21 protein-coding genes and 1 pseudogene are annotated in these 23,380 nt (G+C 62.6%); 13 read left to right on the plus strand and 9 right to left on the minus strand.

Features of this window, described 5'->3' with window-relative positions; all coding sequences use genetic code 11:
* Positions 1 to 56: 56 nt before the first annotated feature.
* The 3 genes from CHC01_RS33425 (at position 57) to CHC01_RS02360 (ending at position 2,140) form a co-directional block, all read left to right on the plus strand.
* Positions 57 to 356 carry a BrnT family toxin gene (locus CHC01_RS33425; RefSeq protein ID WP_089262099.1) on the plus strand — a complete coding sequence of 100 codons (300 nt, stop codon included), beginning with the start codon at positions 57 to 59 and terminating at the stop codon, positions 354 to 356.
* A complete protein-coding gene (locus CHC01_RS02355; RefSeq protein ID WP_089262101.1) occupies positions 325 to 645 on the plus strand; it encodes a BrnA antitoxin family protein in 321 nt (106 codons plus the stop codon). The genes CHC01_RS33425 and CHC01_RS02355 overlap by 32 nt, the downstream gene beginning before the upstream one ends.
* 277 nt (positions 646 to 922) lie before the next feature.
* The gene (locus CHC01_RS02360) at positions 923 to 2,140 is read left to right on the plus strand and encodes an MFS transporter (RefSeq protein WP_089263615.1); all 1,218 of its coding nucleotides are present in this window, start codon (positions 923 to 925) and stop codon (positions 2,138 to 2,140) included.
* On the opposite strand, the gene CHC01_RS02365 is transcribed toward CHC01_RS02360, so the two are convergent.
* Positions 2,137 to 2,532, minus strand: coding sequence for a gamma-glutamylcyclotransferase family protein (locus tag CHC01_RS02365; protein WP_089262103.1), 396 nt, complete (start codon positions 2,530 to 2,532; stop codon positions 2,137 to 2,139). The genes CHC01_RS02360 and CHC01_RS02365 overlap by 4 nt on opposite strands.
* A gap of 8 nt (positions 2,533 to 2,540) precedes the next feature.
* A complete protein-coding gene (locus CHC01_RS02370; RefSeq protein ID WP_089263616.1) occupies positions 2,541 to 3,449 on the minus strand; it encodes a transglutaminase family protein in 909 nt (302 codons plus the stop codon).
* Positions 3,450 to 3,546: 97 nt separating this feature from the next.
* Between CHC01_RS02370 and CHC01_RS02375 the strand changes: the two genes are divergently transcribed.
* Complete coding sequence (locus CHC01_RS02375; RefSeq protein WP_089262105.1) at positions 3,547 to 4,368, plus strand: N-formylglutamate amidohydrolase; 822 nt, start codon at positions 3,547 to 3,549, stop codon at positions 4,366 to 4,368.
* A gap of 39 nt (positions 4,369 to 4,407) precedes the next feature.
* On the opposite strand, the gene CHC01_RS02380 is transcribed toward CHC01_RS02375, so the two are convergent.
* The gene (locus CHC01_RS02380; protein WP_244558185.1) at positions 4,408 to 5,244 is read right to left on the minus strand and encodes a DUF3592 domain-containing protein; all 837 of its coding nucleotides are present in this window, start codon (positions 5,242 to 5,244) and stop codon (positions 4,408 to 4,410) included.
* Between the two features lie 80 nt (positions 5,245 to 5,324).
* Complete coding sequence (locus tag CHC01_RS02385; protein WP_089262109.1) at positions 5,325 to 5,942, minus strand: LysE family translocator; 618 nt, start codon at positions 5,940 to 5,942, stop codon at positions 5,325 to 5,327.
* 217 nt (positions 5,943 to 6,159) lie between these two features.
* Here CHC01_RS02385 and CHC01_RS02390 point away from each other — a divergent pair, with 217 nt between their 5' ends.
* The gene (locus tag CHC01_RS02390; RefSeq protein ID WP_502695612.1) at positions 6,160 to 6,681 is read left to right on the plus strand and encodes an SRPBCC family protein; all 522 of its coding nucleotides are present in this window, start codon (positions 6,160 to 6,162) and stop codon (positions 6,679 to 6,681) included.
* Positions 6,682 to 6,915: 234 nt separating this feature from the next.
* Here the strand turns inward: CHC01_RS02390 and CHC01_RS02395 are convergent, their stop codons facing one another.
* Positions 6,916 to 8,526 carry an acyl-CoA synthetase gene (locus CHC01_RS02395; RefSeq protein WP_089262111.1) on the minus strand — a complete coding sequence of 537 codons (1,611 nt, stop codon included), beginning with the start codon at positions 8,524 to 8,526 and terminating at the stop codon, positions 6,916 to 6,918.
* Between the two features lie 276 nt (positions 8,527 to 8,802).
* Here CHC01_RS02395 and CHC01_RS02400 point away from each other — a divergent pair, with 276 nt between their 5' ends.
* Positions 8,803 to 9,648: a DUF1499 domain-containing protein gene (locus CHC01_RS02400; protein ID WP_089262113.1), complete on the plus strand. Its 846-nt coding sequence runs from the start codon at positions 8,803 to 8,805 to the stop codon at positions 9,646 to 9,648.
* A gap of 25 nt (positions 9,649 to 9,673) precedes the next feature.
* Here the strand turns inward: CHC01_RS02400 and CHC01_RS02405 are convergent.
* Positions 9,674 to 10,914: pseudogene (locus CHC01_RS02405) on the minus strand (aminotransferase-like domain-containing protein).
* 154 nt (positions 10,915 to 11,068) lie between these two features.
* On the opposite strand from CHC01_RS02405, the gene CHC01_RS02410 reads away from it, so the two are divergent.
* From CHC01_RS02410 to CHC01_RS02435, 6 genes are all read left to right on the plus strand, one after another.
* Positions 11,069 to 12,796 carry a cation:proton antiporter gene (locus CHC01_RS02410; protein ID WP_089262115.1) on the plus strand — a complete coding sequence of 576 codons (1,728 nt, stop codon included), beginning with the start codon at positions 11,069 to 11,071 and terminating at the stop codon, positions 12,794 to 12,796.
* Between the two features lie 273 nt (positions 12,797 to 13,069).
* The gene (gene ribB / locus CHC01_RS02415; RefSeq protein WP_089263618.1) at positions 13,070 to 14,161 is read left to right on the plus strand and encodes a 3,4-dihydroxy-2-butanone-4-phosphate synthase; all 1,092 of its coding nucleotides are present in this window, start codon (positions 13,070 to 13,072) and stop codon (positions 14,159 to 14,161) included.
* Between the two features lie 124 nt (positions 14,162 to 14,285).
* On the plus strand, positions 14,286 to 15,500 hold the full coding sequence (locus CHC01_RS02420) for an acyl-CoA dehydrogenase (protein ID WP_089262117.1): 1,215 nt from the start codon (positions 14,286 to 14,288) through the stop codon (positions 15,498 to 15,500).
* A gap of 250 nt (positions 15,501 to 15,750) precedes the next feature.
* A complete protein-coding gene (locus CHC01_RS02425) occupies positions 15,751 to 16,218 on the plus strand; it encodes an Rrf2 family transcriptional regulator (protein ID WP_089262119.1) in 468 nt (155 codons plus the stop codon).
* On the plus strand, positions 16,215 to 17,114 hold the full coding sequence (locus tag CHC01_RS02430) for an NAD(P)/FAD-dependent oxidoreductase (protein WP_089262121.1): 900 nt from the start codon (positions 16,215 to 16,217) through the stop codon (positions 17,112 to 17,114). The genes CHC01_RS02425 and CHC01_RS02430 overlap by 4 nt, the downstream gene beginning before the upstream one ends.
* Before the next feature lie 269 nt (positions 17,115 to 17,383).
* Positions 17,384 to 18,319 carry an MBL fold metallo-hydrolase gene (locus CHC01_RS02435; protein ID WP_089262123.1) on the plus strand — a complete coding sequence of 312 codons (936 nt, stop codon included), beginning with the start codon at positions 17,384 to 17,386 and terminating at the stop codon, positions 18,317 to 18,319.
* Positions 18,320 to 18,384: 65 nt separating this feature from the next.
* On the opposite strand, the gene CHC01_RS02440 is transcribed toward CHC01_RS02435, so the two are convergent.
* Positions 18,385 to 19,536: a lactonase family protein gene (locus tag CHC01_RS02440; RefSeq protein WP_176454473.1), complete on the minus strand. Its 1,152-nt coding sequence runs from the start codon at positions 19,534 to 19,536 to the stop codon at positions 18,385 to 18,387.
* 92 nt (positions 19,537 to 19,628) lie between these two features.
* Positions 19,629 to 21,926, minus strand: a complete 2,298-nt coding sequence (locus CHC01_RS02445) for a TonB-dependent receptor (protein ID WP_089262125.1) — start codon at positions 21,924 to 21,926, stop codon at positions 19,629 to 19,631.
* A 96-nt stretch (positions 21,927 to 22,022) separates the two neighbouring features.
* Between CHC01_RS02445 and nikR the strand changes: the two genes are divergently transcribed.
* Complete coding sequence (gene nikR, locus CHC01_RS02450) at positions 22,023 to 22,460, plus strand: nickel-responsive transcriptional regulator NikR (protein WP_089262127.1); 438 nt, start codon at positions 22,023 to 22,025, stop codon at positions 22,458 to 22,460.
* A 66-nt stretch (positions 22,461 to 22,526) separates the two neighbouring features.
* On the opposite strand, the gene CHC01_RS02455 is transcribed toward nikR, so the two are convergent.
* On the minus strand, positions 22,527 to 23,345 hold the full coding sequence (locus CHC01_RS02455) for an aldo/keto reductase (RefSeq protein WP_089262129.1): 819 nt from the start codon (positions 23,343 to 23,345) through the stop codon (positions 22,527 to 22,529).
* Positions 23,346 to 23,380: the final 35 nt, after the last annotated feature.

Consider the following 23,380-nt stretch of genomic DNA (forward strand, 5'->3'; position numbering starts at 1 on the left):
GTAGCAAACTCCCCGTTCAGCACCCTATAGTTGCTGGCGTTGATCGGGGCTTTGCGATGACAGAGAACCTTGCGGATTTGTTCGTCGGCATTTCCGAGTTCGGCTGGAATCCGGCCAAGCGCGAAAGCAATCTGATCGATCACAAGATCGACTTTGCTCACGTTCGACAAATCTTTGACGGCTACATTTTCGTCCGGAGATCGGATCGTCATGGCGAAATCAGGTACCAAATCTTCGGCTATCTCGAAGGGCGAGAAGTCGCCGTCGCGTGCACGATCCGCGGCACATTCTGCCACATCATCTCGGCGCGCCGCGCGCGAAAAGATGAGCGAAGAAAATATTACGATCGTCTCTAGATACGAACCTATTCGAGGCAGGACCGATTGGGCCGCACTCGACGCACTGACCGACGAACAGATCGAAGAAGCGGTTCGCAATGATCCCGACGCCGTGCCTCTCGATATCGACTGGTCGGATGGCGTCGTCGTCATGCCCGCCAAGAAGAAGGCCATCTCCATCCGCATCGACGAAGACGTGCTGGATTTCTTCAAGAGCGAGGGCGACGGCTATCAGGGCCGGATAAATGCGGTGCTGCGGTCTTACATGCTGCAAAAGGCCAAGCCGAAGACCAAGAAACGCGTATAGTTCGCCTGTCATTGCGAGCGAAGCGAAGCAATCCAGTTCTTGCCTTTGGCTTTCTGGATTGCTTCGTCGCTACGCTCCTCGCAATGACGAGGAATTGCTCAAAAAGACCGTTCCGCGCGCCTCTCCCCGCCCCTTTTCCCTCGAGCGCCGGGCCATAGCGGTCTCCAGCCCTGCCCGAACATCCAACCTGCATGGCTCCCATTCAAGACGCCGCACTTCTGGCATGGCATCACATGCGCCATATCTCTCCTACCGCCCCGCCCGCCTGAAAGCCTCCATGTCCTCATCGTCCGAACATCCCGCCCGCGACTCCGGTCCCGGCGGCTGGCTGATTTTTTCCTTTGCCGTCGCCTGCGGCGTCACCGTCGCCAATATCTATTACGCGCAGCCGCTGGTGGGGCCGATCAGCGAGAGCTTCGGGCTCGACCTGTCGTCGGCCGGCATCATGCTCACCATGGTGATGTTCGGCTATGTGCTGGGCCTGCTGTTCCTGGTGCCGCTCGGCGATCTCGTCGAGAACAAACGGCTGATCCTGATTACGCTTGGCAGCCTGATCGTGAGCTTGCTGATCGCCGCAGCCGCACCCACTGCAGCGATCTTCATCGCCTCGACCTTGCTGCTCGGTATCGCCGCCGTGGGTACGCAGATGATCTTGCCGGTGGTGGCGCATCTGGCGCCGGAGGAACGGCGCGGGCAGATCGTCGGCACCGTGATGAGCGGGCTGCTGTTCGGCATCCTGCTGTCGCGGCCGCTGGCCACCATGGTGGCCGGCTCGTTCGGCTGGCGCGCCGTGTTCGTGATGTCCGCGGTGCTGATGTGCGGCGTATTCGTATTGATGGTGATCGCGCTGCCGCGCCGGCAACCGAAGCATGAGCTGACCTATGCGACGCTGATCCACTCGCTGTGGGACCTGATGCTGACCACGCGGGTGCTGCAGCAGCGCTCGGCCTATCAATGCCTGCTCTATGGGTCCTTCAGCCTGTTCTGGACGGCGATGCCGCTGGTGCTGGACCAGCCGCCATTTTCGTTCGGCCATATCGCCATGTCCGCCTTCCTGCTGTCGGGCGCCGGCGGCGCATTGGTGGCGCCGCTCGCCGGACGCCTCGCCGATCGCGGCCGCGGCGATCTTGTCACCGTCACCGCGATGCTGCTGGTGCTGGTGAGCTTTGTGCTGACCTGGATCGGCGGCCACACCGGCGGCGCGACGGCCGTGACGCTGTTCGTGATCGCGGGCATCCTGATCGATGCCGGCACGCAGGGCAATGTCGTGGCCGGGCAGCGCGCGATCTATGCCCTCGCCGGCAACATCCGCAGCCGGCTCAACGCACTGTTTCTTGCCTGCGCCTTCTTCGGCGGCGCGATTGGCTCGGGCTTCAGTGGATTTGCCGTGGCATCAGGCGGCACGTCGATGATCGCGCTGATCGGCATCGGCGCATCGCTGATTGCGCTGGCTTTGTTCGGGCTGGAAGTGGCGAGCCGGAAGAAGGTTGCCTAAGGCGCCAAGAAGCGGCCCGACGTGATGCGCTTCGTTTCATCGACCGGCTTGTTGTAGATATAGGTCCAGGCTTCGCTCACGCTGCCATCGGCGAGCGTCACAGCGATCCGCTCGCGCAAATACAGATTCGGCTGCGGATGGCCGGGCCCCACGCTCTCATAATCGTCGAGCGCGGCCATCAGCTCAACCGGCTTGCGCAGCCGAAACAGCTCGCCAAACACGACATCATTGGCATCGTCGGAATGCAGCAGGCCGGGATAATGCGCGACCATGTACAGCCTGCCGCGGCAGGAGGCTTCGCCGAGAAAATCGGCGCCGGACGAGAGCAGCTTCGACATCGGATGATCGAAACCGCGCATCAATGTGCCATAGACGAAGACGCGATCGGGCATGACGGCGGCTAGACTTTCTCGGCCAGTGCAGCGGCGACATCATCGCCCGCGGAGACCACATTGATACTCACATCCATGCCGAGAAACGCATCGGCCGAGCCCATATAGGTGCCGTGCAGTGGCACCGCCTGACGCGGATCGCGCGCCACGGCGACGCGAATGAGATCCTTACTGCCGATGATGCCATTGGTCGGATCGAATTCGATCCAGCCTGCGGCCGGCAGATAGACCTGCACCCAGGCATGGGTCGAACCGCCGCCGACATAGTTGTGATCGCGGTCGCCATGGATGAACAGATAGCCCGACACGAAACGCGCGGCGATGCCGAGCCGGCGCAGCGCCTCGATCATGAACAGCGTAAAGTCGCGGCAGGTGCCGGATTTGGTCTGCAGCGTGTCGAGCGGATGCTGGGTGCCGTGTTCGTAGCGCTTGCGATAGGCAAACTGCTTGCGGATGCCGAGCGTCATGCCGGACAGAATATTGAAGGTCGGCGTACGGCCCTGCGGATCGAGAAATCCGCGTGCCCAGGTCGCCAGCTCACCGTCGGGGTCGCCATATTGCGGCCGGATGAACTCCTGCAGGTCGGGCAGCTCTTCGGCCTCGTAAAGGAACGGATAGAAATAGGCCTGGTCGTCGGCGGTCAGCGCGAACTCGTTCGACGGCAGATGTTCGATGGTCGCAGTCGACACGAAAGTGAGCTTGCGTGCGCGCTCATCAAAGGTGGCGATGGCAACGGAGTTGCCAAACACGTCGTGGATCCAGCGCAGCGACGCCGGCTCGGGCGTGATCTCGAGCTTGCCATTGAGCATGCGCAGATCGTGGCCATCGCGCGGCCGCAGCATGATCCGGTGTTCACCGAATTCGACCGGATGGGCGTAGCGATATTCGGTCTTGTGATGAATCGTGAGCAAAGGCATCAATGGTTCGTTCATGCGTGATTTGTCTCGTGTAATTTATACGGAAGCCTGCAGAATCACAGGCCGGGATGCCGCTTCGTTAGGCAATGCAGGGAAAATGTCGTTGGAAAATTCTCGGGACCGCGATCACGACACATCCCTACGTCTCGGTCCCCAGGAGGTTCCGCCCGTTCTGGAACTCAATACCGCCGGGACATCCCCTTTTCTCTTCACCTGCGATCACTATGGTCGGCTCATTCCCGAGATGCTGGGTGATCTCGGCCTGCCCGAGAGCGAGCTCGTCCGCCATATCGCCTGGGACATCGGCATTGCCGGGGTCGCCGAGCAGATGGCCAAGGCGCTGGGTGCGCATCTGGTGGCGCAGCGCTATTCGCGGCTCGTGATCGACTGCAACCGGCCGCCCGAGGCCGTCAGCGCGATCCCGCTGATGAGCGAAGCCACCACCGTGCCCGGCAATGACGGTCTCACACAGGACATCAAGGCGCGGCGGCGTGAGCTGATCTTCGATCCGTATCACCGGCGCATCCATGAGGTGATCGATGCAAGGCTGGCGAAGGGCCAGCCGACGGTGCTGGTGTCGTTGCACAGTTTCACGCCTGTTTATGCCGGCATTCAGCGGCCCTGGCATATCGGTACGCTGTATCAGCACGACACCAGGCTGCCGCCATTGCTGCTGCATCATCTGCGCGCCGAAGCCGACCTGGTGGTGGGCGACAACGAACCCTATGCGGTCTCGGATGCCACCGACTACACGATTCCCGTCCATGGCGAGAAACGCGGCCTGATGAATACCGGGATCGAGATCCGGCAGGATCTGATCACCGACCCAAGCGGCCAGACGGAGTGGGCGGAGCGGCTGACGCGCATTTTTACGGAGATCGAGGCGACGCTGATCACGCCGCGCGCATCGCATCTCTAGCTCTTGATGCTGCCAATGCACCCGCGCGGCGTGAGGTGCCTAGCCGTGCGTCCCGATGAAATAAGCCACCACTACAAATCCCGCCGCAACCGCCCACAGGAAATACGCCGCGCGGCCACCAGGGCTCAGCGTCGAGTCAGACGGATTGTCCGGATTGACGAAGACCTTCACCGCGTCACCGTTCTTGTAGTCCATCCCGAACAGCCGCAACTGCCATTGCGGCGGGTTCGGGTTGCTCGTGCTCAGGCTCCCGGCGGATCCGATGTAGGCGACGTGCTTGAAACGATAGTTGTATTGCACGTTCCGGGTCTGCATCACCGGCCCGCTGCGACCGGTGTCGCTGTCACGGCTCACATAGGTCTCGGGCGCACCCAGTTTGACGATGCCGGGCACCACCAGCCACTTCTTGGCCAGAGATCCCTGCCGGTGTAGCGCCAGGCCGAACAAGGCAACGAGGAAGCCGAACCCGCAGAGCGCCGTCACAATCGGCGATCGCTTCGGATCGGCAAGATGCTCTGCGATGAATTCGTTGATGCGGGCGCCACCAAAGATGCCGCCAACCACGATCGCCAACACGATGACGGCAGCGATGCCAAGACAGCCGCCGATACCCTTCGGCATCTCGCGATCGAGCACGGCGTCGCGCGGGTGCCGCGGGTTGTAGTAGACCATCACCGCGGTACCGACCGGATAGCGCGCGATTGTCTCGGCGACCTTGACGTCTCGTACTTCGGAGGTCGAGACGATCACCTTGCCGAAGGTGGACGGCCAGTCGCTGGCAGCGCGGACCTGCAGATATTTATAGCCGGCAGCGACCAGGATCAGGCCGAACGGCGCCAGCAGCATGGCATAAACGAACCAGGGAATGTCGGGCACGGCGAAACCTCATGGCACGGCGCGGCGCGCCCCGAGGTTTGACGTGGCCATGCAGAGAAAGGTTCAGCGCGACAAAAGATTCAGCGGGCTCGTGTCAGCGCCAGCCAGACCCCGCCGCCGATCATGAAGCCGCCGGAGATGCGCGACAGCAACCGCGTCCGCCGCGCCGAGAAGAATTGTCGCGCGCGGCCCGCGGCCACCGCGTAGACGATATCGGTGAGCGCGGCCGTCACCATGAAAGTCGCACCAAGGATTCCGACCTGCAGGATGTGGTTCTTCTCCATATCAACGAATTGCGGAATGAAGGCGCCGAAGAACACCAGCACTTTCGGATTGCTGAGCAGCACCATCATGCCCTGCAGGAAGAAGCCGCCACGCGGCGGCGCCGGCGGCGTATCCGCATCGATACCCTCGACCGGCGCGCGGACCATCTTGATGCCGAGCCACGCCAGATAGGCGGCACCGGCAAAGCGCACCCAGTCGAACCAATAGCCCATGGTGGCCATCAGCGTCGCCAGCCCAAGCGCGACGATGCCGATGACCACGGCAAGCCCTGCTTGCGTGCCGGCGATGCTGATCATCGCCGCGCGCGTGCCGTAGCGCAGCCCGTTGGCGATCACCAGCGTGACGTTCGGACCGGGCAGCAACGCCAGCGCGATGCAGGCAGCGACAAAGGCGAGATAGACTTGCAGCGACATCGGCACGCTCCTATTCCGATTTTATCTACGTCATGGCCGGGCTTGTCCCGGCCATCCACGCCTTTACTGCAGGCTAAGACGTGGATGCCCGGCACAAGGCCGGGCATGACGACGGTGTGTTGTCTTAACACTAGCATTCGTGTTGCTCGCAGCAAAACACACTTGCCCGGCAGGGCGCCATCTGGTTGCCTGTCACTGCACGCATGGAGCAACGGCCATGATCGATATCAACAGGTTCCGGCCCGCGATCGTCTACACGATCTATATCGCCGCCACGCCCGAAAAAGTCTGGCAGGCGCTGACCTCGGCGGAGTTCAGCCGGCAGTATTTCTCCGGCTTCGCGGTGCAGCTTGAGGGAAACGTCGGCGGCGCGTTCAAGGTGCTCGCGCCGGATGGATCATTGCATGTTTCGGGCGAGGTGATCGAACACGATCCGCCACGCAAACTTGTCATCACATGGGACGTGAACTGGCCCGGACTTGTCGAAGCGCTCGGCTCGACGCTCGTCACCTATGATCTCGCGCCATCAGGCGAGACGGTGAAGCTGACGATGACGCAGGCGCATGATCGTGTGTTGAGCGACGACATTCTCTCCGGCGGACGCGCAGGCTGGCCGGCTATCCTTTCCAGCCTGAAGAGTTTGTTGGAAACAGGCAAGGTCCCCGCGATCCAGATGGAGCCGCCGCTGAAGTTGCTGGCGGCGCTGAAGGAGATGGGGATCAAGGTGCCGGGGATGTGAGCGGCACGCGCTGTCGCTCCCTCTCCCCGCACCCGTGCGAAGCGAAGCTTCGCTAGGCGGGGAGAGGGGTGGGGTGAGGGGCAAGGGCACGTCGACGGCGCAGAGTTTCTCTCTCGCGAGTCGGCAGATCCGAGAGTTGCGTGATTGATACAAGCCGCGTGCCCTGCCCCTCACCCGCCGCGAAGACGCGGCGACCTCTCCCCGCAATGCGGGGAGAGGTTAAGAAAGAGCGCCCTACCCCAGCGCCCGCAATTCCCGCCTGAGTACCTTGCCCGTCGCTGTCATCGGCAGTGACTCCGCAAACTGCACATGGCGCGGATATTCATGGGCGGCGAGGTGCGATTTGACGAAGTCCTGCAGCTCGCGCGCCAGTGCGTCGCTGGGTTCAAAACCAGGCCGCAATACGATCCAGGCTTTCACGGCTTCGGTGCGGATTGGATCGGGAATACCGACCACCGCCGACAGTGCGACCGCGGGATGCTTCAGCAGCGTATGCTCGATCTCCGATGGACCGATGCGATAGCCGGCCGAGGTGATCACGTCGTCTTCGCGCGAGACGTACCAGAAGTAACCGTCATCATCCTGGATGCCGAGATCGCCCGTCAGAAGAAACTCGCCGGCGAATTTCTTCGCGGTGCCTTCGGGATTCTGCCAGTAGCCGAGCATGGTGCAGGGATTGGGCTGCCTGATGCCGACAATGCCCCGCTCGCCGCGCGGCAGTTCTTCGCCCTGCTCATTGACGATACGCACATCGAAACCCGGCGTCGGCTTGCCCATGGAGCCCGGGCGGATCGGAAACAGATCGGCATTGTTGCCGACCACCAGATTGCATTCGGTCTGGCCGTAGATTTCATGGGCATCGATACCGAACGTATTGCGCACCCAGTCGAGCAATTCAGAACCGAGCGACTCGCCGCCGGTGAGCATGCTACGCAGCTTCACGCCATCATGTTTCACGTTTGCCTGCCGCATCAGCTTCAGCGCCGTCGGCGGCAGGAACACATTGCGTATCTTGTGATCGGCCATCAGCTGCATCGCGGCGTCAGGTTCGAATTTCCTGGCGCGATAGCCAACGATCGGCACGCCGTGATACCAGGCCGGAAACAGCGCATCGAACAGCCCGCCGATCCAGGCCCAGTCGGCCGGCGTCCAGTAGACGTCGCCCGGCTTCGGAAAGAAGCCGTGCACCATCTCCACATTGGGCAGATGGCCGAGCAGCACGCGATGGGCATGCAGCGCGCCCTTGGGATTTCCCGTGGTGCCCGAGGTGTAGATGATGATGGCGGGATCGTCGCAGGACGTATCGACCGTGGTGAAGTCTTCGGACGCCGCCTCGATCGCCGACCAGAACGATTTGGCGCCGGCATGCGGTGCACTGTCCGTGACGTAGATATCTTGTAAATGAGGCAGCCGCTCGCGGATTTTCGACAACTTGTCCCAGCCGCTCGCGTCGGTGACGATGGCCTTGGCCCCGGAATTGGCAAGGCGGAATTCCAACGCGTCCTCGCCGAACAGCGTGAACAGCGGCACCGACACCAGCCCGGACCGGAACGCCGCGAGATGCGCCACCGGCAATTCCACCGATTGCGACAAAAACACCGCAATGCGGTCGCCGCGCTGCAGGCCATCCGCCTTTAGCACATTGGCGAAGCTGCGCGAGAAAGCCTGCATCTCGTCGAAGGAGAAACGATGCGTGCCGCGGTCCTCGTCCACATAGATCAGCGCCAGCCGCCCGCTACCGTCGGCATGACGGTCGCAGGCCACCGTCGCGATGTTGAATCGCTCCGGCACATCCCAGCGGAAATTGCGGGCGAGCGTCTCATAATCCGTGGTTTCGACCAGCATCGGCACTCCCTGCCCTCATGGAGAGGAGCGCGCTCTTGCGCGCGTCTCGAACCATGATTGTTTTGCGCATCCTTCGAGACGCGGTCGAAGAGACCGCTCCTCAGGATGAGGGATCGCTTGTGGATCCATTATGAAGTTCAAGGCAAAAGAACTCTAAACGATAGCCGCCGTCCGCCAAAGTGCCTTGAAATTCCCGGCCCGGCATGGTCTCAAGCACCCTATTCGGAATCCGGCGCTCTCAGCGCCTTCGCAAGCTCAATCCGGCAGAAATTCCCCATGGCACGCAGGTTTTCGGCCGCTTACCAGTCGGAGCCAGTATCCAGCCTGGCGCTGTGGGCACGGCGCCTCGCGGTTTTCGCCGCCATTGCAGCCCTCACCTCGATCATCATCGTCCGCTTCGGGTTCCTTGAAGTAAAACCGGCGCTGATGACCTTCTTCGGCGCGTTGGGATTCGCCGGCCTCTCGATCCTGGTGGCGCTCGCGGGCTTTGCAGCGATCTGGCAGAACGGCTCGCGCGGCATGAGCGTGATCATGGTGGCGCTGATGCTCGACGTGGTGATCCTCGCCTATCCCGGCTACCTCGCCTACCAGTATCGCAAATTGCCGAAGATCCACGACATCACCACCGACCCGGTCGACCCGCCGCGCTTCGAGGCGCTGGCGCGGCTGCGGACCGGCGACGGCACCAATTCAGCCGTCTATTCCGGCCTCTACTCCGCGGAGCAGCAGCGCACGGCCTATCCGGATATCGAGCCGGTGGAGCTGGAGGTGCCGGTGCAACGCGCCTATGACGTGACGCGCGCTTTGGTCGAAAAGCGCAAGTGGATCGTCATCGACGAGCGCCCGCCGCAGCCGCCGCGCCGCATTGGCCGTATCGAGGCGGTGGCGCGCACCCCTATCATGGGTTTTCGCGAGGACGTCTCGATCCGCTTCACACCCGACGGCGAAGGCTCGCGCGTCGATATTCGCTCGTCGTCACGCTATTTCGAAGGCGATCTCGGCAGCAACGCCGCGCGCATCACCAAGCTGATCGACGACATCAACACCGCCGTCGACAGCGCGCCGGCGCCCAAGAAGGCCGCGACGCCGGCGAAGGCTGCGGCAAAGGGCGCGAAGAAGTAGGCTCCCGCCCCTCCCCGACAAGCACTCACCCCCGCGCACGTTTCTCCACATTGGCGATCCGCTCTGGTACACCGAACTCCTGCCGGCAGACATCAGCGAGGACCGCGATCCCTTCGCGGATTTCGTCATGCGTGGGGCTGGCAAAGCAGATGCGAATGTGGCTGTGCGCATAGGCCTTGTCGACAGACCACTCCGGGCCGGGATTGATCGACACGCCGGCCTTGAGCGCGGCCTGATAGAGCTTCATCGCATCGACATTGGCGGGCAGTTTCACCCACAGGAAGATGCCACCTTTGGGTTCGTCGAATTCCGCCGCCGTGCCGAACTGCTCGTTGAGCGCGTCCATCAGCGTCTCCAGCTTGGCGCGCAACCCGCGCGTCGCCTTCGGCACATGGGTAGCGAAATGCGGCACGCAATATTCGGCGAGGACCATCTGCTCCAGTGCGCCGGAGCCGGCATCGGTCTTCAGCGCCAGCATGCGTGACATGATTTCCCAGGGCGCGACGATGTAGCCGACGCGGAGCGCGGGCGCGATCGACTTGGAGAACGAGCCGATATGGATCACGCTGCCGCTTGTATCCATCGCGTGAATCGCCGGCGGACGCTCGCCGTTCCAGATCAGATCGGCATAGCAATCGTCCTCCAAGATGGAACGCCATATCTGGCCGACAGCGCCAGCAGCTCGCGGCGACGGCTTTCCGGCATGATGGTGGCGGTCGGGTTCTGCACGGTCGGGATCGTATAGATATATTTCGGCCGGATGCCCTTCGCCTTCAGATCTTCCAATGCTGAGGCCAGCGCGTCCATCCGCATGCCGTCGTCATCTAAGGGGATGCCGACGATATTGACGCCGAGACGGGTGAGCCGGTTGATGGAGCCTTGATAGCAATCGCGCTCGATGATGACGGTGTCGCCCTTGGCCAGCAGGCTGAGATTGACGAGGTCGAGCGCCTGCAGCGAGCCGGAGACGACCAGGATATCATCAGCCGTACAATCGATGCTTGCGTCGCGCTTCAGCTTGCCGGCGATGAAGGTGCGCAGCGGCAGATAGCCCTGCGGACCGCTCGCCAGACCGTAGGTTGCCAGCGTGCGTCCCTCGCGCAGCATGACGGCATTGGCGGCAGCAGTCAGGCCCTCTACCGGCACCTGGTCCATATCGTTGTTCCCGCCGACGAAGCTGTATTTGGCGAGACCGGTCCATTTTGCCGCAGCCGCGGGCAGGCCCGGAGGCAGCAATGGCGCGTAGTCGAACCGTGCAGTGGTCATGAACGTCGTCTCCCTGAAGCTTTTTATGATGAAGGCTGCCTCGTTGGACCGCCCCCCGCGTGTATCGCGCGCCGAATGCCGGATATTACCCCTTTGCCCTCACGCGGCGCACCATTAGAGTGCCGCCGAAATGTAAGGCTTTTCCGGCAGGGGCATGCACGACTTAATCCGCGATATCACGCTGTGTATCCTGTTTGCGTGGGGCATCGGGCTTATTGCGCATTTCACCCGTCAGCCACTGATTCTTGCTTATCTGATTGCCGGCTTCATCATTGGGCCATTCGGCATCGGCTGGGTCAAGTCAGACGAATCCATCAGCACGATCTCCGAACTCGGCCTGATCTTCATGCTGTTCATGATCGGTCTCGAGATCGACCTGAAGAAGATCATCCGCGCCGGCAAGGTCATTCTGTTCGCCGCGGGCGGCCAATTGATCGCAGGCTGCGTGCTCGGCGCGGCCTTCTTCATGGCGCTCGGGCTCAAGCTCGGCGGCGGCGGGTTCGACGCGCTGTATCTCAGCGTCGCCTGCGCGCTGTCCTCGACGGTGGTCATCGTCAAGGTACTCTATGAGAAGCGCGAGCTCGACACCCTGCCCGGCCGCATCACGCTCGGCATCCTGGTGCTGCAGGATATCTTCGCGATTCTGTTTCTGGCGGTGCAGCCGAGCCTTGCCTATTTGCAGGTCAGCGTTGTCGCGCTGTCGATCGCCCGCGTCGGCGTGCTGGTCGCCACTGCGCTGATCCTGAGCCGCTATGTGCTGCCGGCGCTGTTCCACCAGATCGCGCGACGGCCGGAACTGGTGCTCTTGGGCGCTCTGGCCTGGTGCTTCCTGATCGGCGAAATCGCCGAGCGGCTGCATCTGTCGCGCGAGATGGGCTCGCTGGTCGCTGGCGTATCGCTATCAACCTTCCCCTACGCGCTCGACGTCACTGCCAAGGTGACGACGCTGCGGGACTTCTTCATCACGCTGTTCTTCGTCGCCGTCGGCATGACGATCCCGATCCCGAACGGCGCGACCATCGGCCTCGCCCTGATCATCGCCGTGTTCACCGTGATCAGCCGCATGCTCACGACCTTCACGCCGCTGTATCTGATGAAGCAGGGCCTGCGCGCCAGCCTGTTGCCGGCGCTCAATCTGGCGCAGATCAGCGAATTCTCGCTGGTGGTGCTGCAAACGGGAATTGCCGCCGGCCATATCACAACGCAGACCTCCAGCGCGGCGTCCTTCGCCTTCGTGATCCTCGCGGTGCTCTCCACCTTCGCGATGATGCGCAGCGACCAGATCACGCGCCTCTTGATCGGCCCGATGAAGCGCATCGGGCTGCGCGACCTCGATCACGGCCAGGGCCGCGAGGGCGATCATGCCGAGGGCCATGGCGACGCCCGCCGCATCGTCATTCTCGGCTTCTTCCGCACCGCGTCCGCCCTGCTCGCCGAGATCGAGCGCCAGAACGCGTCGCTGCTCGACCAGATCAGCGTCGTCGACTTCAATCCGAACGTCTTCCGCACTTTGGTCGGGCGCGGCCAGCACGTGATCTATGGCGACATCAGCAATGTCGACACGCTGGTGCATGCCGGCGTCGGCAAGGCCGAGATCATCATCCTCAGCGTGCCGGACTCGCTCCTGAAGGGCGCGAATAACGAGAAGCTGGTCCGCCATGTCCGCTCGATCAACCCGACCGCCAAGATCATCTCCACGGCGGACGTGCTCGGCGACGTGAGCGATATTTACGCCGCCGGCGCCGACTACGTCACCGTGCCCCGGCTCAGCGACGCCCATGCGCTGTATGAGGTGATCGAGGCCGCCGATCAGGGCCTGCTGGACGATAAACGCGCCGAAATGGACGCGCAGCTGGCGGAGCGGCGGGAAGTGCTGCCTTGACCTCTCCCCGCTTGCGGGGAGAGGTCGCCGCGTCTTCGCGGCGGGTGAGGGGGACTTTCCATCCACTCATCAGTTCGTGGAACGTCCCCCTCATCCGACCCGATCATGCTTCGCAAGCTCGGGCCACCTTCTCCCCGCAGGCGGGGAGAAGGCAAACTCCCCATTCCGCTCTGCGAACCCGCATACCGCCCCCCATTTCCGCGGGTTGCACCGCCCCCCGCTCTGCGCCATATGGACTTCACACAGAGCAAGAGTGCATCCGAGGCGAATTTTATGGCCGACCCGATTTCAGACGTTCTGCAAGCCTTTGCCGCCGGCGAAATGGTCGTGGTGACCGACGATGACGACCGCGAGGGTGAAGGCGACCTCATCGTCGCCGCATCGTTCTGTACCGCCGAGAAGATGGCCTTCATCATCCGGCATACCTCCGGCATCGTCTGCGCGCCGATCACCACCGAGGATGCCCGCCGGCTGCGGCTCGATCCGATGGTCGTCAACAACGATAGCAACCACACCACCGCCTTTACCGTCTCCATCGACTACAAGCCCGATGGCGGTACCGGCATTTCGGCCGATGAGCGTGCCTCGTGCTGCCGCGCGCTGGCCAATCCGAATGCCGGCGCCAATGACTTCGCCCGTCCCGGTCATATCTTCCCGCTGATCGCTAGGGAGGGCGGCGTACTGATGCGCTCCGGCCATACCGAAGCCGCCGTCGATCTCTGCAAGCTGGCCAATCTCGCGCCCGTCGGCGTCATCAGCGAATTGATGAACGACGATGGCTCGGTGATGAAGGGCCAGCAGGTCGTCGACTTCGCGGCCAAGCACAAGCTCAAGCATGTCACGATCGCTGACATGATCGCCTATCGTCAGGCCCGCGAGAAGCTGATCGAGCGCGTCTCGACCTTCACCACCGACAGTCCGATCGGCCCGCTGCACGGCTATTCCTATCGCTCGCCCTTCGATCCGATCCACCATGTTGCCTTCGTTTACGGCAGCGTCGGCGACGGCAAGAACGTGCTGACGCGCTTCCACAAGCCCAACATCGTGCGCGACGTGTTTTTCGGCCCGGCCAAGATGCAGCCCGTGCTGGAACGCTTCAAGAAGAACGGCAGCGGCGTGCTGGTTTATCTGCGCGACGGTGCCGCGGGCGTGCCCGTCGAGCCGCTCGATGCGCCGAAGTCGGCGGAAGCCGACCGCAACCGGCAGTGGCGTGAAATCGGCGTCGGTGCACAGATCCTGCGCGATCTCGGCGTCACCTCGATCCGCCACCTGACCTCGTCGACCCATGACTATAAGGGCCTGTCGGGTTTCGGCATCGAGATCGCCTGCAACGAACAGCTTGATGGCGATAGTTCAAAGACCTAAAATGCCGTAGCACGCAATGCGCGGGTGCCGCCTGAGACGGCACCCTGTTGAGCGAAACAGCGCTTGCGACCAGAACACGCGCAGCCAATGCGCATTACTCAGCCATGATGTGAAAGGGATTTCGATGAGCGTTGCCCCCAAGGCAAAGGACAAGCCGGCCGCTGCAAGTTTCCAGTGGGACGATGCGTTCCTGCTCGATGACCAGCTCACCGAAGACGAGCGCATGATCCGCGACACCGCGCGCGCTTACGCCCAGGACAAGCTGCTGCCGCGCGTCAACGACGCTTATCTCAATGAGCATACCGACCGCGAAATCTTCAACGAGATGGGCGAGCTCGGCCTGATCGGCATCACGCTGCCGGAAGATTATGGCTGCGCCAATGCCAGCTATGTCGCCTACGGCCTCGTCGCCCGCGAGATCGAGCGCGTCGACTCCGGCTACCGCTCGATGAACTCGGTGCAGTCGTCGCTGGTGATGTATCCGATCTATGCTTACGGCGACGAGAACCAGCGCAAGAAATACCTGCCCAAGCTCGCCACCGGCGAGTGGGTCGGCTGCTTCGGCCTCACAGAACCCGATGCCGGCTCCGATCCCGGCGGCATGAAGACCCGCGCCGAAAAGGTGTCGGACGGCTACAAGCTCTCGGGCTCCAAGATGTGGATCTCGAACGCCCCGATCGCCGACGTGTTCGTGGTCTGGGCGAAGTCCGCCGCGCATGACAACCAGATCCGTGGCTTCATCCTCGAGAAGGGCATGAAGGGTCTCACGGCTCCGAAGATCGGCGGCAAGCTGTCGCTGCGCGCCTCGATCACCGGCGAAATCGTCATGGACGGCGTGATCGTGCCGGAAGAGAATCTGCTGCCCAACGTGTCGGGCCTGAAGGGTCCGTTCGGCTGCCTCAACCGCGCCCGCTACGGCATCTCCTGGGGCGTGCTCGGCGCCGCCGAGGACTGCATGGCACGCGCCCGCCAGTACACGCTGGACCGCAAGCAGTTCAACCGCCCGCTCGCAGCCACCCAGCTGGTGCAGAAGAAGCTCGCCGACATGCTGACCGAGATCTCGCTCGGCCTGCAGGGTAGCTTGCGCGTCGGCCGCCTGATGGACGAAGGCAATTTCCACCCGGACATGATCTCGGTGGTCAAGCGCAACAATTGCGGCAAGTCGCTGGATATCGCCCGCATGGCCCGCGACATGCACGGCGGCAACGGCATCCAGGCCGAATACCATGTGATGCGCCATGCGCAGAACCTGGAGACCGTGAACACCTATGAAGGCACCCACGACGTGCACGCGCTGATCTTGGGACGTGCGATCACGGGTATCCAGGCCTTCGGTTAAGCGCCTACGCTTCAGATTTCAAAGCTTCGAAATGCCCGGCCTCGCGCCGGGCATTTTTTATTTGGCCATACTTCCGTCATTCCGGGGCGTGGCCGGCTCTTGCCGGACGCGAACCTGGAATCCCGGAGTGTTTGGCTACGGAGACTCCCATGTCGAGATTCCGGGCTCGGTCCCGCCGCCTGCGGCGTCGGCCCCGCCCCGGAATGACAGAGGGTTGACGCTTGCCTTTTCATGTATCATCATAAGTTACATGAGACGAGACAACCGCCTCTCGGCCACGCTGCATGCGCTGCTGCACATGGCCGAGCAGAACCGCCCGATGACCTCGGCCGAACTAGCCACGTGCATGACCACCAACGCCGTGGTGGTCCGCCGCACCATGGCGGGGCTGCGCGACGTTGGCCTGGTGCGCTCCGAAAAGGGCCATGGCGGCGGCTGGGAGATCGCGCGCGACCTCGCAACCGTGACGCTGAAGGACATCTACGACGCGCTGGGCAAGCCCAGCCTGATGGCGATGGGTATTCATCTGGAAAGCCCGACCTGCCTCGTCGAGCAGGCCGTCAATCACTCGCTCACATCGGCCTTCGCGGAAGCGGAGGCAGTTCTGATCGGCCGCCTTGCGGATGTCACGCTGGCGCAGCTCGCCGCGGATTTTCACGCGCGGGCGGAGGATCATCGCAGCAAAATTCAGAGCAAGATTTCAAGGAAGACAAAATGAGTTTCGATGCCATCGTCATCGGCGGCAGCTATGCCGGCCTCTCCGCAGCGCTGCAATTGGCGCGGGCGCGCCGCAAGGTCCTGGTGATGGATTCCGGCCAGCGCCGTAATCGCTTCGCTGAACACTCCCACGGCTTTCTCGGTCAGGACGGCCGCGCGCCCGGCGCGATCGCTGCGGACGCCCGCGCGCAATTGATGAAATACCCCACTGTCGAATGGGTCGATGCGACGGCCACAGATGGCTCGGGCGTCGTGAACGACTTCACTGTCAGCGCCGAGAGCGACGCGCGCTATCAAGCCAGGCGCATCATCCTCGCCGCCGGCGTGGTCGATACGCTGCCGGATGTCCCCGGTCTTGCCGAGCGCTGGGGCAAGCATGTGTTTCACTGCCCGTATTGCCACGGCTATGAATTGGATCAGGGCCGTATCGGTGTGCTGGCATCGTCCGACATGTCAATGCATCACGCCCTGATGCTGCCGGACTGGGGATCGACGACGCTGTTCCTCAACGGCGCGTTCACACCGGACGCGGACCAGCTCATGCAACTGATGCAGCGCGGCGTCACCATCGAGCGTGAACCGATCAGGCAATTGTCAGGCGCATCCATCGAGGTCGAACTCACGGATGGCCGCATCATTCCGCTCGATGGCATGTTCACGCTGACGCGCACCAGTCCGGCGTCGCCGCTCGGCGCACAGCTTGGCTGTGCCCTGGAAGACGGGCCGATGGGACCGTTCCTACAGACCGACATGTTCAAGGAAACCACGGTGCCCGGCGTGTTCGCCTGCGGTGACATGGCGCGCGCGACGGGCTCCGTGGCGCTTGCGGTGGGCGATGGCGCGATGGCCGGGGTCGGCGCGCATCGGTCGCTGATGTTCGGGACAGGGCACGCGTAGCACACACTCGTCATTCCGGGGCGTGGCCGGCTCTTGCCGGACGCGAACCCGGAATCTTGCAGTGATCGGCACTTCTCTCCACCCGCACCATAGAAGTGATGAACACATCGGGATTCCGGGTTCCGCCCCGCCGCCTGCGGCGTCGGTTCGCCCCCGGAATGACAGGCGTGCGATGCCCGCCGCATATCAGCCGCGACGCGCCGCCGTTTGCTTTCCCCGCTCCCCTTGCTAGTCATCACAGGCGAAGAACATGCTGGGAAGGACCGACCATGAGCGACAAGGATAACGGCGCCAACGACGACGTTCCGTTCAATCGCGATTATCCGCTCAAGCCCGGCGTCGTCGATCAGGTCCGCCCAAACGTGCGCCGGGTTCTCTGCAACAACCCCTCGCCTTTCACCTTTACCGGAACCAACAGCTATATCATCGGCACCGGCAAGGTCGCGATCATCGATCCCGGCCCGGCCAACGACGCCCATCTGCAGGCGCTGCTCGATGCCGTGAAGGGCGAGACCGTGACGCATATTTTCGTCACCCATACCCATAGCGATCATTCGCCGAACACGGCGGCGCTCAAGGCTGCCACATCAGCCACGGTCTATGCCGAAGGGCCGCACCGCGCCTCGCGGCCGCGCTTCGAGAGCGAAAAACACTCGCCGGAGTCAGGCGCCGACCGCGACTTCAAGCCGGACGTGCTGGTCGCCGACGGCGACGTGATCGAGGGCGACGGCTGGACGCTGGAAGGCGTGGCCACGCCGGGCCATACCGCCAACCACATGGCCTTTGCCTGGCGCGAGAAAAAATATCTCTTTGTCGCCGATCACGTGATGGGCTGGTCGACCTCCATCGTCGCGCCGCCCGATGGCTCGATGATCGACTACATGGCCTCATTGGACAAACTTGCGGCGCGCGACGAGGACCTGTATTTCTCCGGCCACGGCCCCGATATTCCCGATGCGCAGCGCTATGTCCGCTTTCTCATTCGCCATCGTCGCGCCCGCGAAGCCTCGATCCTGCATCGTCTCGGCAAGGGCGAAGCGGATATCCCGACCATTGTGCGCGCGATCTATATCGGGCTCGATCCCCGCCTGACGGGTGCCGCCGGCTATTCCGTGCTGGCGCATCTGGAAGATCTCGTCGCCCGCGGCCTGGTGCTGACGGACGGCGACCCGGTCATCAGTGGGAGTTATCGGATGGCTGCTTAACCTCTCCCCGCATTGCGGGGAGAGGGAGCGAGAGGCCGGTGCGTCGGCTCGAAGTGAGACAGTCCTTACGGCAGGTTCACGATCTCGACCCAGTTCGGATTCTTGCCCACCGCTGTTTCGTTCAGCTTGGTCAGCGCCCCCGTCGCCTTGTCGATGGCATAGGCCGTCATGCTGTTCGAGAGCTGACCGACCGCCAGCAGATAGCGGCCCGACGGATCGATGTTGAATCCGCGCGGCTGTTTCTCGGTGGCGGTCGAGCCGAGTGACGTCAGAGCACCGGTTTTGGGATCGATACGAAACGCCGCGATCGTGTTGCTGGTGCGCTCCGACGCATAGAGAAACTTGCCGTCCGGCGTCAGATGGATATCCGCCGCCCAGGGCTTGCCGTCGAACCCCTTTGGCAACGCTGAGGCGACCTGCCTTTCCTTCTTCAGCGTCCCGGTCGCAGCGTCCCACGGAAACACATAGATCGCTGCATCGAGCTCGTTGAGCAGATAGACGAACTTCTTGTCCGGCGAGAATACCAGATGGCGCGGACCGCCCTTGGCTTTTACGCTGACGGTCGGCGGATCGTTCGGCGTCAGCTTTCCGGCCCTGGCATCGAATTTCTGCTGATAGATCACGTCGCCGCCGAGGCTCGTATGCAGCACATAGCGATTGGTGGGATCGACGATGATGCAATGCGCGTTCGGTTCGGTGGCGACGATCTGCTGTGCCGGCGCGATCACGCCATTCGGCCCGATGGCATTCACCGTCACCTTGTTGCCGCCATAGGACGCGCTGAGCAGAAATCGCCCGGTGCGATCGACCGCGATATAGGCCATGGAATCCGCCAGCGGCCCGGGTCCGACAAGTTTCAGTTTTCCAGTTTTGGCATCGATATCGAAGGTCACCGCCGTATAGGGCTCGTTGCGCAAACCGGCATAGAGCCGGTGCTTCTCGGGACTGATGGCCAGCGGCAGCGAGCCGCCGGGCTTTGCCGGTCCCGGCACCGCCACGGTATCGATCACAGCGAGACTGCCATTCGCCTTCAATTCGAGAACGCTGATGTTCTGGCTGTCGGCATTGCCGACATAGACGTAGGTGGCGGCGCTGGCCGATGACATGATGAACCCTGTTGCTAACGGGAGCGAGACGATCGCCAGCAGCGCCTTCAAACCGGCGCTGGCACGCGTGAATAGCCAACGGCGCGAAACGGAACGAACCCGTGCGAGCATCAACACCTCCCTGCCTCTTTTCATTGGGAGGGATGATGCTACCGCCTCCTGGAATAGGCAAGCTGCGCTGCGGCAAAGTCGGAACCGCGAGATCAGAACCGGCCGGCCACCGTCACCCGCAAGGCCAGCGGTTCGACCGGATGCAGCACGCGATCCATGATGCCGGTCTGGCACACCGCGGCAGGCGCTGTCGGCGCGCCGCCGCCCGCCGGGAAGCACATGGCGAATAGCGAATCCGATTTCAGCAGCGAGCCATAGGCATAGGTGATCTGGTCAGACTTGCTGTCGAGCATGTTGAAGGCATCGAGCTGGATGCGCCAGCCATTATCGAAGCGGTAACCAACCTGCCCGTTGAGCAGACCCGTGGCTGGCGAGATGAAGGCCGCGTCTTCCGTCAGGGGACGTGGACCGAAATAGCGATAGCGCAAGGCACCAAACCAGCCGGTGGCCTCGCCAAGCCTGATGCCAGCCGAGGCGATCATGTTGGGCGCGCCGGGAATGAAATTGCCGGGCGCGTTGCCGATCTGCGAGGCCGGATAGCCATCGAGCTCCGCGTAGGCTGCCGCCTGATCGGCATTGCTGCCGCGAAAGCGCGCGCGGGTCATTGCGAGGTCGGCTTCAAGACTCAGCCATGATGTCGGCTTGTAGTCATTGGTCCATTCGAAGCCGACACGGCGGCTGGGACGGCTGGCTTCGGTATCACCGGCATCACCGACGAACAGGATTTCGGAGGCCGAATCCAGCATGAAGAGCGCGATCGAGCTGGTCAGCCCTGGAATGAGTTTGGTGCGCAATCCGATCTCGGCGCCCTTGGTCTTCACCAGGAACGACGAGCTATCGACCGGCGAACTGTCGCTCGGCGATTCCCTGATGGTGACGCCGCGCGCATCATTGCTGTGAAAACCCTCGCCGGCATTCAGGAACAGTTCGGTCCTGGCGAAAGGACCGAGCACGAGACCGACTTTGGGGCTACCGATGGTGGCCGTGGCGCTGCCGGAATTGGCGGGATTGAAGAACGAATTGACCGTGGTGTCGTAATAGTCGCCGCGCCAGCCGATATTGGTGCGCAGCCAGTCAGTCCAGAATGTGGTGTTCTGGACGAACACGCCGACACTGCCTTCCTTCACGCCGTCGCTACGCGTGGTGGAGAGATGTTGCCGCCTGACGGTGTTGCCGAGGCTGACATTGATATCGTCGTAACGGCTCTGGATGCCGACTTCGGTTTCGTTGCGGAAGCCCGCGATATTGTGCTTGAATGTATGCGAGGCGTTGATGCCGCCGAGCACGCGGTCGTCATACTGGTGAAACTGATCACCATTGACCGGATCGCTCAGGAAGAACGTGAAGTTGTTCCACAGATTGAGCTTGCTCTTGACGACGTAGAAATCGAGTTTGGTTGCGCTGTCGAGATCGGTTTGCCGGAGACGGCCGGACAGCGAGAAACGCTCCGAATTGCCACCATCGCTGGGATCGAGCGCGCCATAACGGCCGATCGCGCCGGAAGTGATCGCCCGCAGCGGCACCTGATCGGTGGAATTCCACTTGTTGCCATAGGCCATGCCGGTCAGCGACAAACCGTTGTCGGCCGTGCCTTGGCTGTAGCGGATCACGCCATTCAGCTTCTGGAGCTTGTCGGGATTGTCCCACGGGCCGTTATAGATATTGGCCTCGGCGGCCACCAGCAGCGTGCCTTCGCCGACTTTGCCCGACGTCACGCCGAAGGCGCGGTTGTAACCGAAACTTCCTGATGTGATCGACGCCATGGTGCGCGCAACGCTGCCGATCAGGCTGACATGCATCACACCGACGGACGAGAAGTCGCCTTCATCGGCGAAATACGGTCCCTTGCGGACATTCACCGAACTGATCAGTTCGGGGATGAGGAAGTTGGTATCGGCATAGCCTTGGCCGTGACCATGGGTCCGCATGTTCACCGGCATGCCGTCGATGGAGATGGCGAGATCGGTGCCGTGATCCAGATTCACGCCGCGCAGGAAATACTGGTTGGCTTTGCCATCGCCGGAATGCTGCGTGATGATCAGGCCGGGCGCAACTTCCAGCGCTTCGGCGGGACGCGACAGCGGCCGCGCATTGACCTCGGTGCCGCTGACAGTCTTCTCGCTGGCAGAGGCGACCGGCGCCTGCGCTGCACTGGCGCCGGGCGTGACACTCATGCCGCCGCCACCCAAGGTCGGTGCGGCAACATGGCGTGCCGCCGGGCGGCCCGCCTCATTCCCGGCGCGCGTTACGCGTGGCTTGGCTGCATGCCGCGGCGGTGCCTCGACTTCGACCGGGGACAACACCGTCGCCGGCTGCGCGGCTGAGGGCGTGACGACTGCAAGCAACGAAGCCAGCGAGAGTCCGGCCGATGAAAAGAGAGAGCGATGCATCGGTCAGTCGGCCGGGCTATGCTGGGTTCAACCGGAACACACTGACATGCCAAGTATGACAAAGTCAAAGATTCGTCATACTTCTTGAGAGGACCGATGCAGCGCATTACGATCACGCTCGACGACGACCTGATGGAAGAACTGGATGCGATGATCGCCGAACACGGCTATCAGAACCGCTCCGAAGCGATCCGCGATTTCGCCCGTGCCGGCATGCAGCAGGCGGCGCAGGAGAAGGGCAAGGCCGGCGAATGCGTCGCCGCCCTGGTCTATGTCTATGACCACGCCCAGCGCGATCTCTCACGCCGGCTGGTCGACACCTATCATCATCACCACGACCTCTCGCTGGCGACGCTGCATGTGCATCTCGACGGCGATAACTGCATGGAAGTGACCGCGCTGCGCGGCTCCGGCAGCGAAGTACAGCATTTCGCCGATCACATCATTGCGGAGCGCGGCGTGAAGTATGGCCGCGTGGTGATGATGCCGACGGGGAAGAAGGCGGAGGGGAAGAAGCCCCATTCGCACAAGTAGCCCGTGCGCATCTCCCCCTCTCCCCCGCGAAGCGCAGCTTCGCTAGGTGGGAGAGGGGGAGACAAATCAATCCCAATCCGGCGCGAAGCCTGGATTGACCAGCCGCTGCGTCTTCGGCAGCGCCGCGATCGCCCTGCGGTCGTCGTCGTCCAGCGTCACCTTCAGTGCATCGAGATTGGCCTGCTGGCTTTCCTTGCGCGACGCCTTGGGGATCGCTGCGACACCATCCTGATCGAGCAACCACTTCAGCGCCACCTGCGCCGCTGACACGCCGTGCTTGGCGGCGATCTTTTTCATCACATCGTTGTCCGCAAGCCGGCCCTGACCGAGCGGGCAATAGGCCACCAGCGGGATCGACTTCGACCGCAGATAGGTCAGCAGCTTCATCTGGTCGAGCAGTGCATGATATTCAACCTGATTGCAGGCAACCGGGGCGCCGATCTCCTCCACGGCCTGCTTCATCAGCTTGACCGGAAAATTCGCCACGCCGATGGCGCGGACGCGGCCCTCGTCCTTCAGCTTCAACAGCGTCTCGAAGATCGTCGGGAGATTCATGCCCTTCGAGGGCCAGTGCACCAGATAGAGATCGATGACATCGAGTCCGAGCTTCTTCAGGCTGGTGTCGAAGGCGCGCCTGATGGCATCCGGCGCGAGGTTCTCGTGCCAGACCTTGGTGGTGACATGCAGGTCCTTGCGCGCGATGCCCGAGGCCTTGATGCCGGCGCCGACTTCCGCCTCGTTGCCATACATTTCGGCGGTGTCGATGTGCCGATAACCGAGGCCGATAGCGCTTTCCACGCCGGCTACGCAGCCGTCGCCCGTGAGCTTGAACGTACCGAGGCCGAGCTTCGGCACCTTGATGCCCTGGGTATTCAGATTGTCCATGTCACTTCCTCAAGCATGTCAATTCTTCAATATGG

Source organism: Tardiphaga sp. OK246 (assembly GCF_900188215.1).
Lineage (GTDB): Bacteria > Pseudomonadota > Alphaproteobacteria > Rhizobiales > Xanthobacteraceae > Tardiphaga > Tardiphaga robiniae.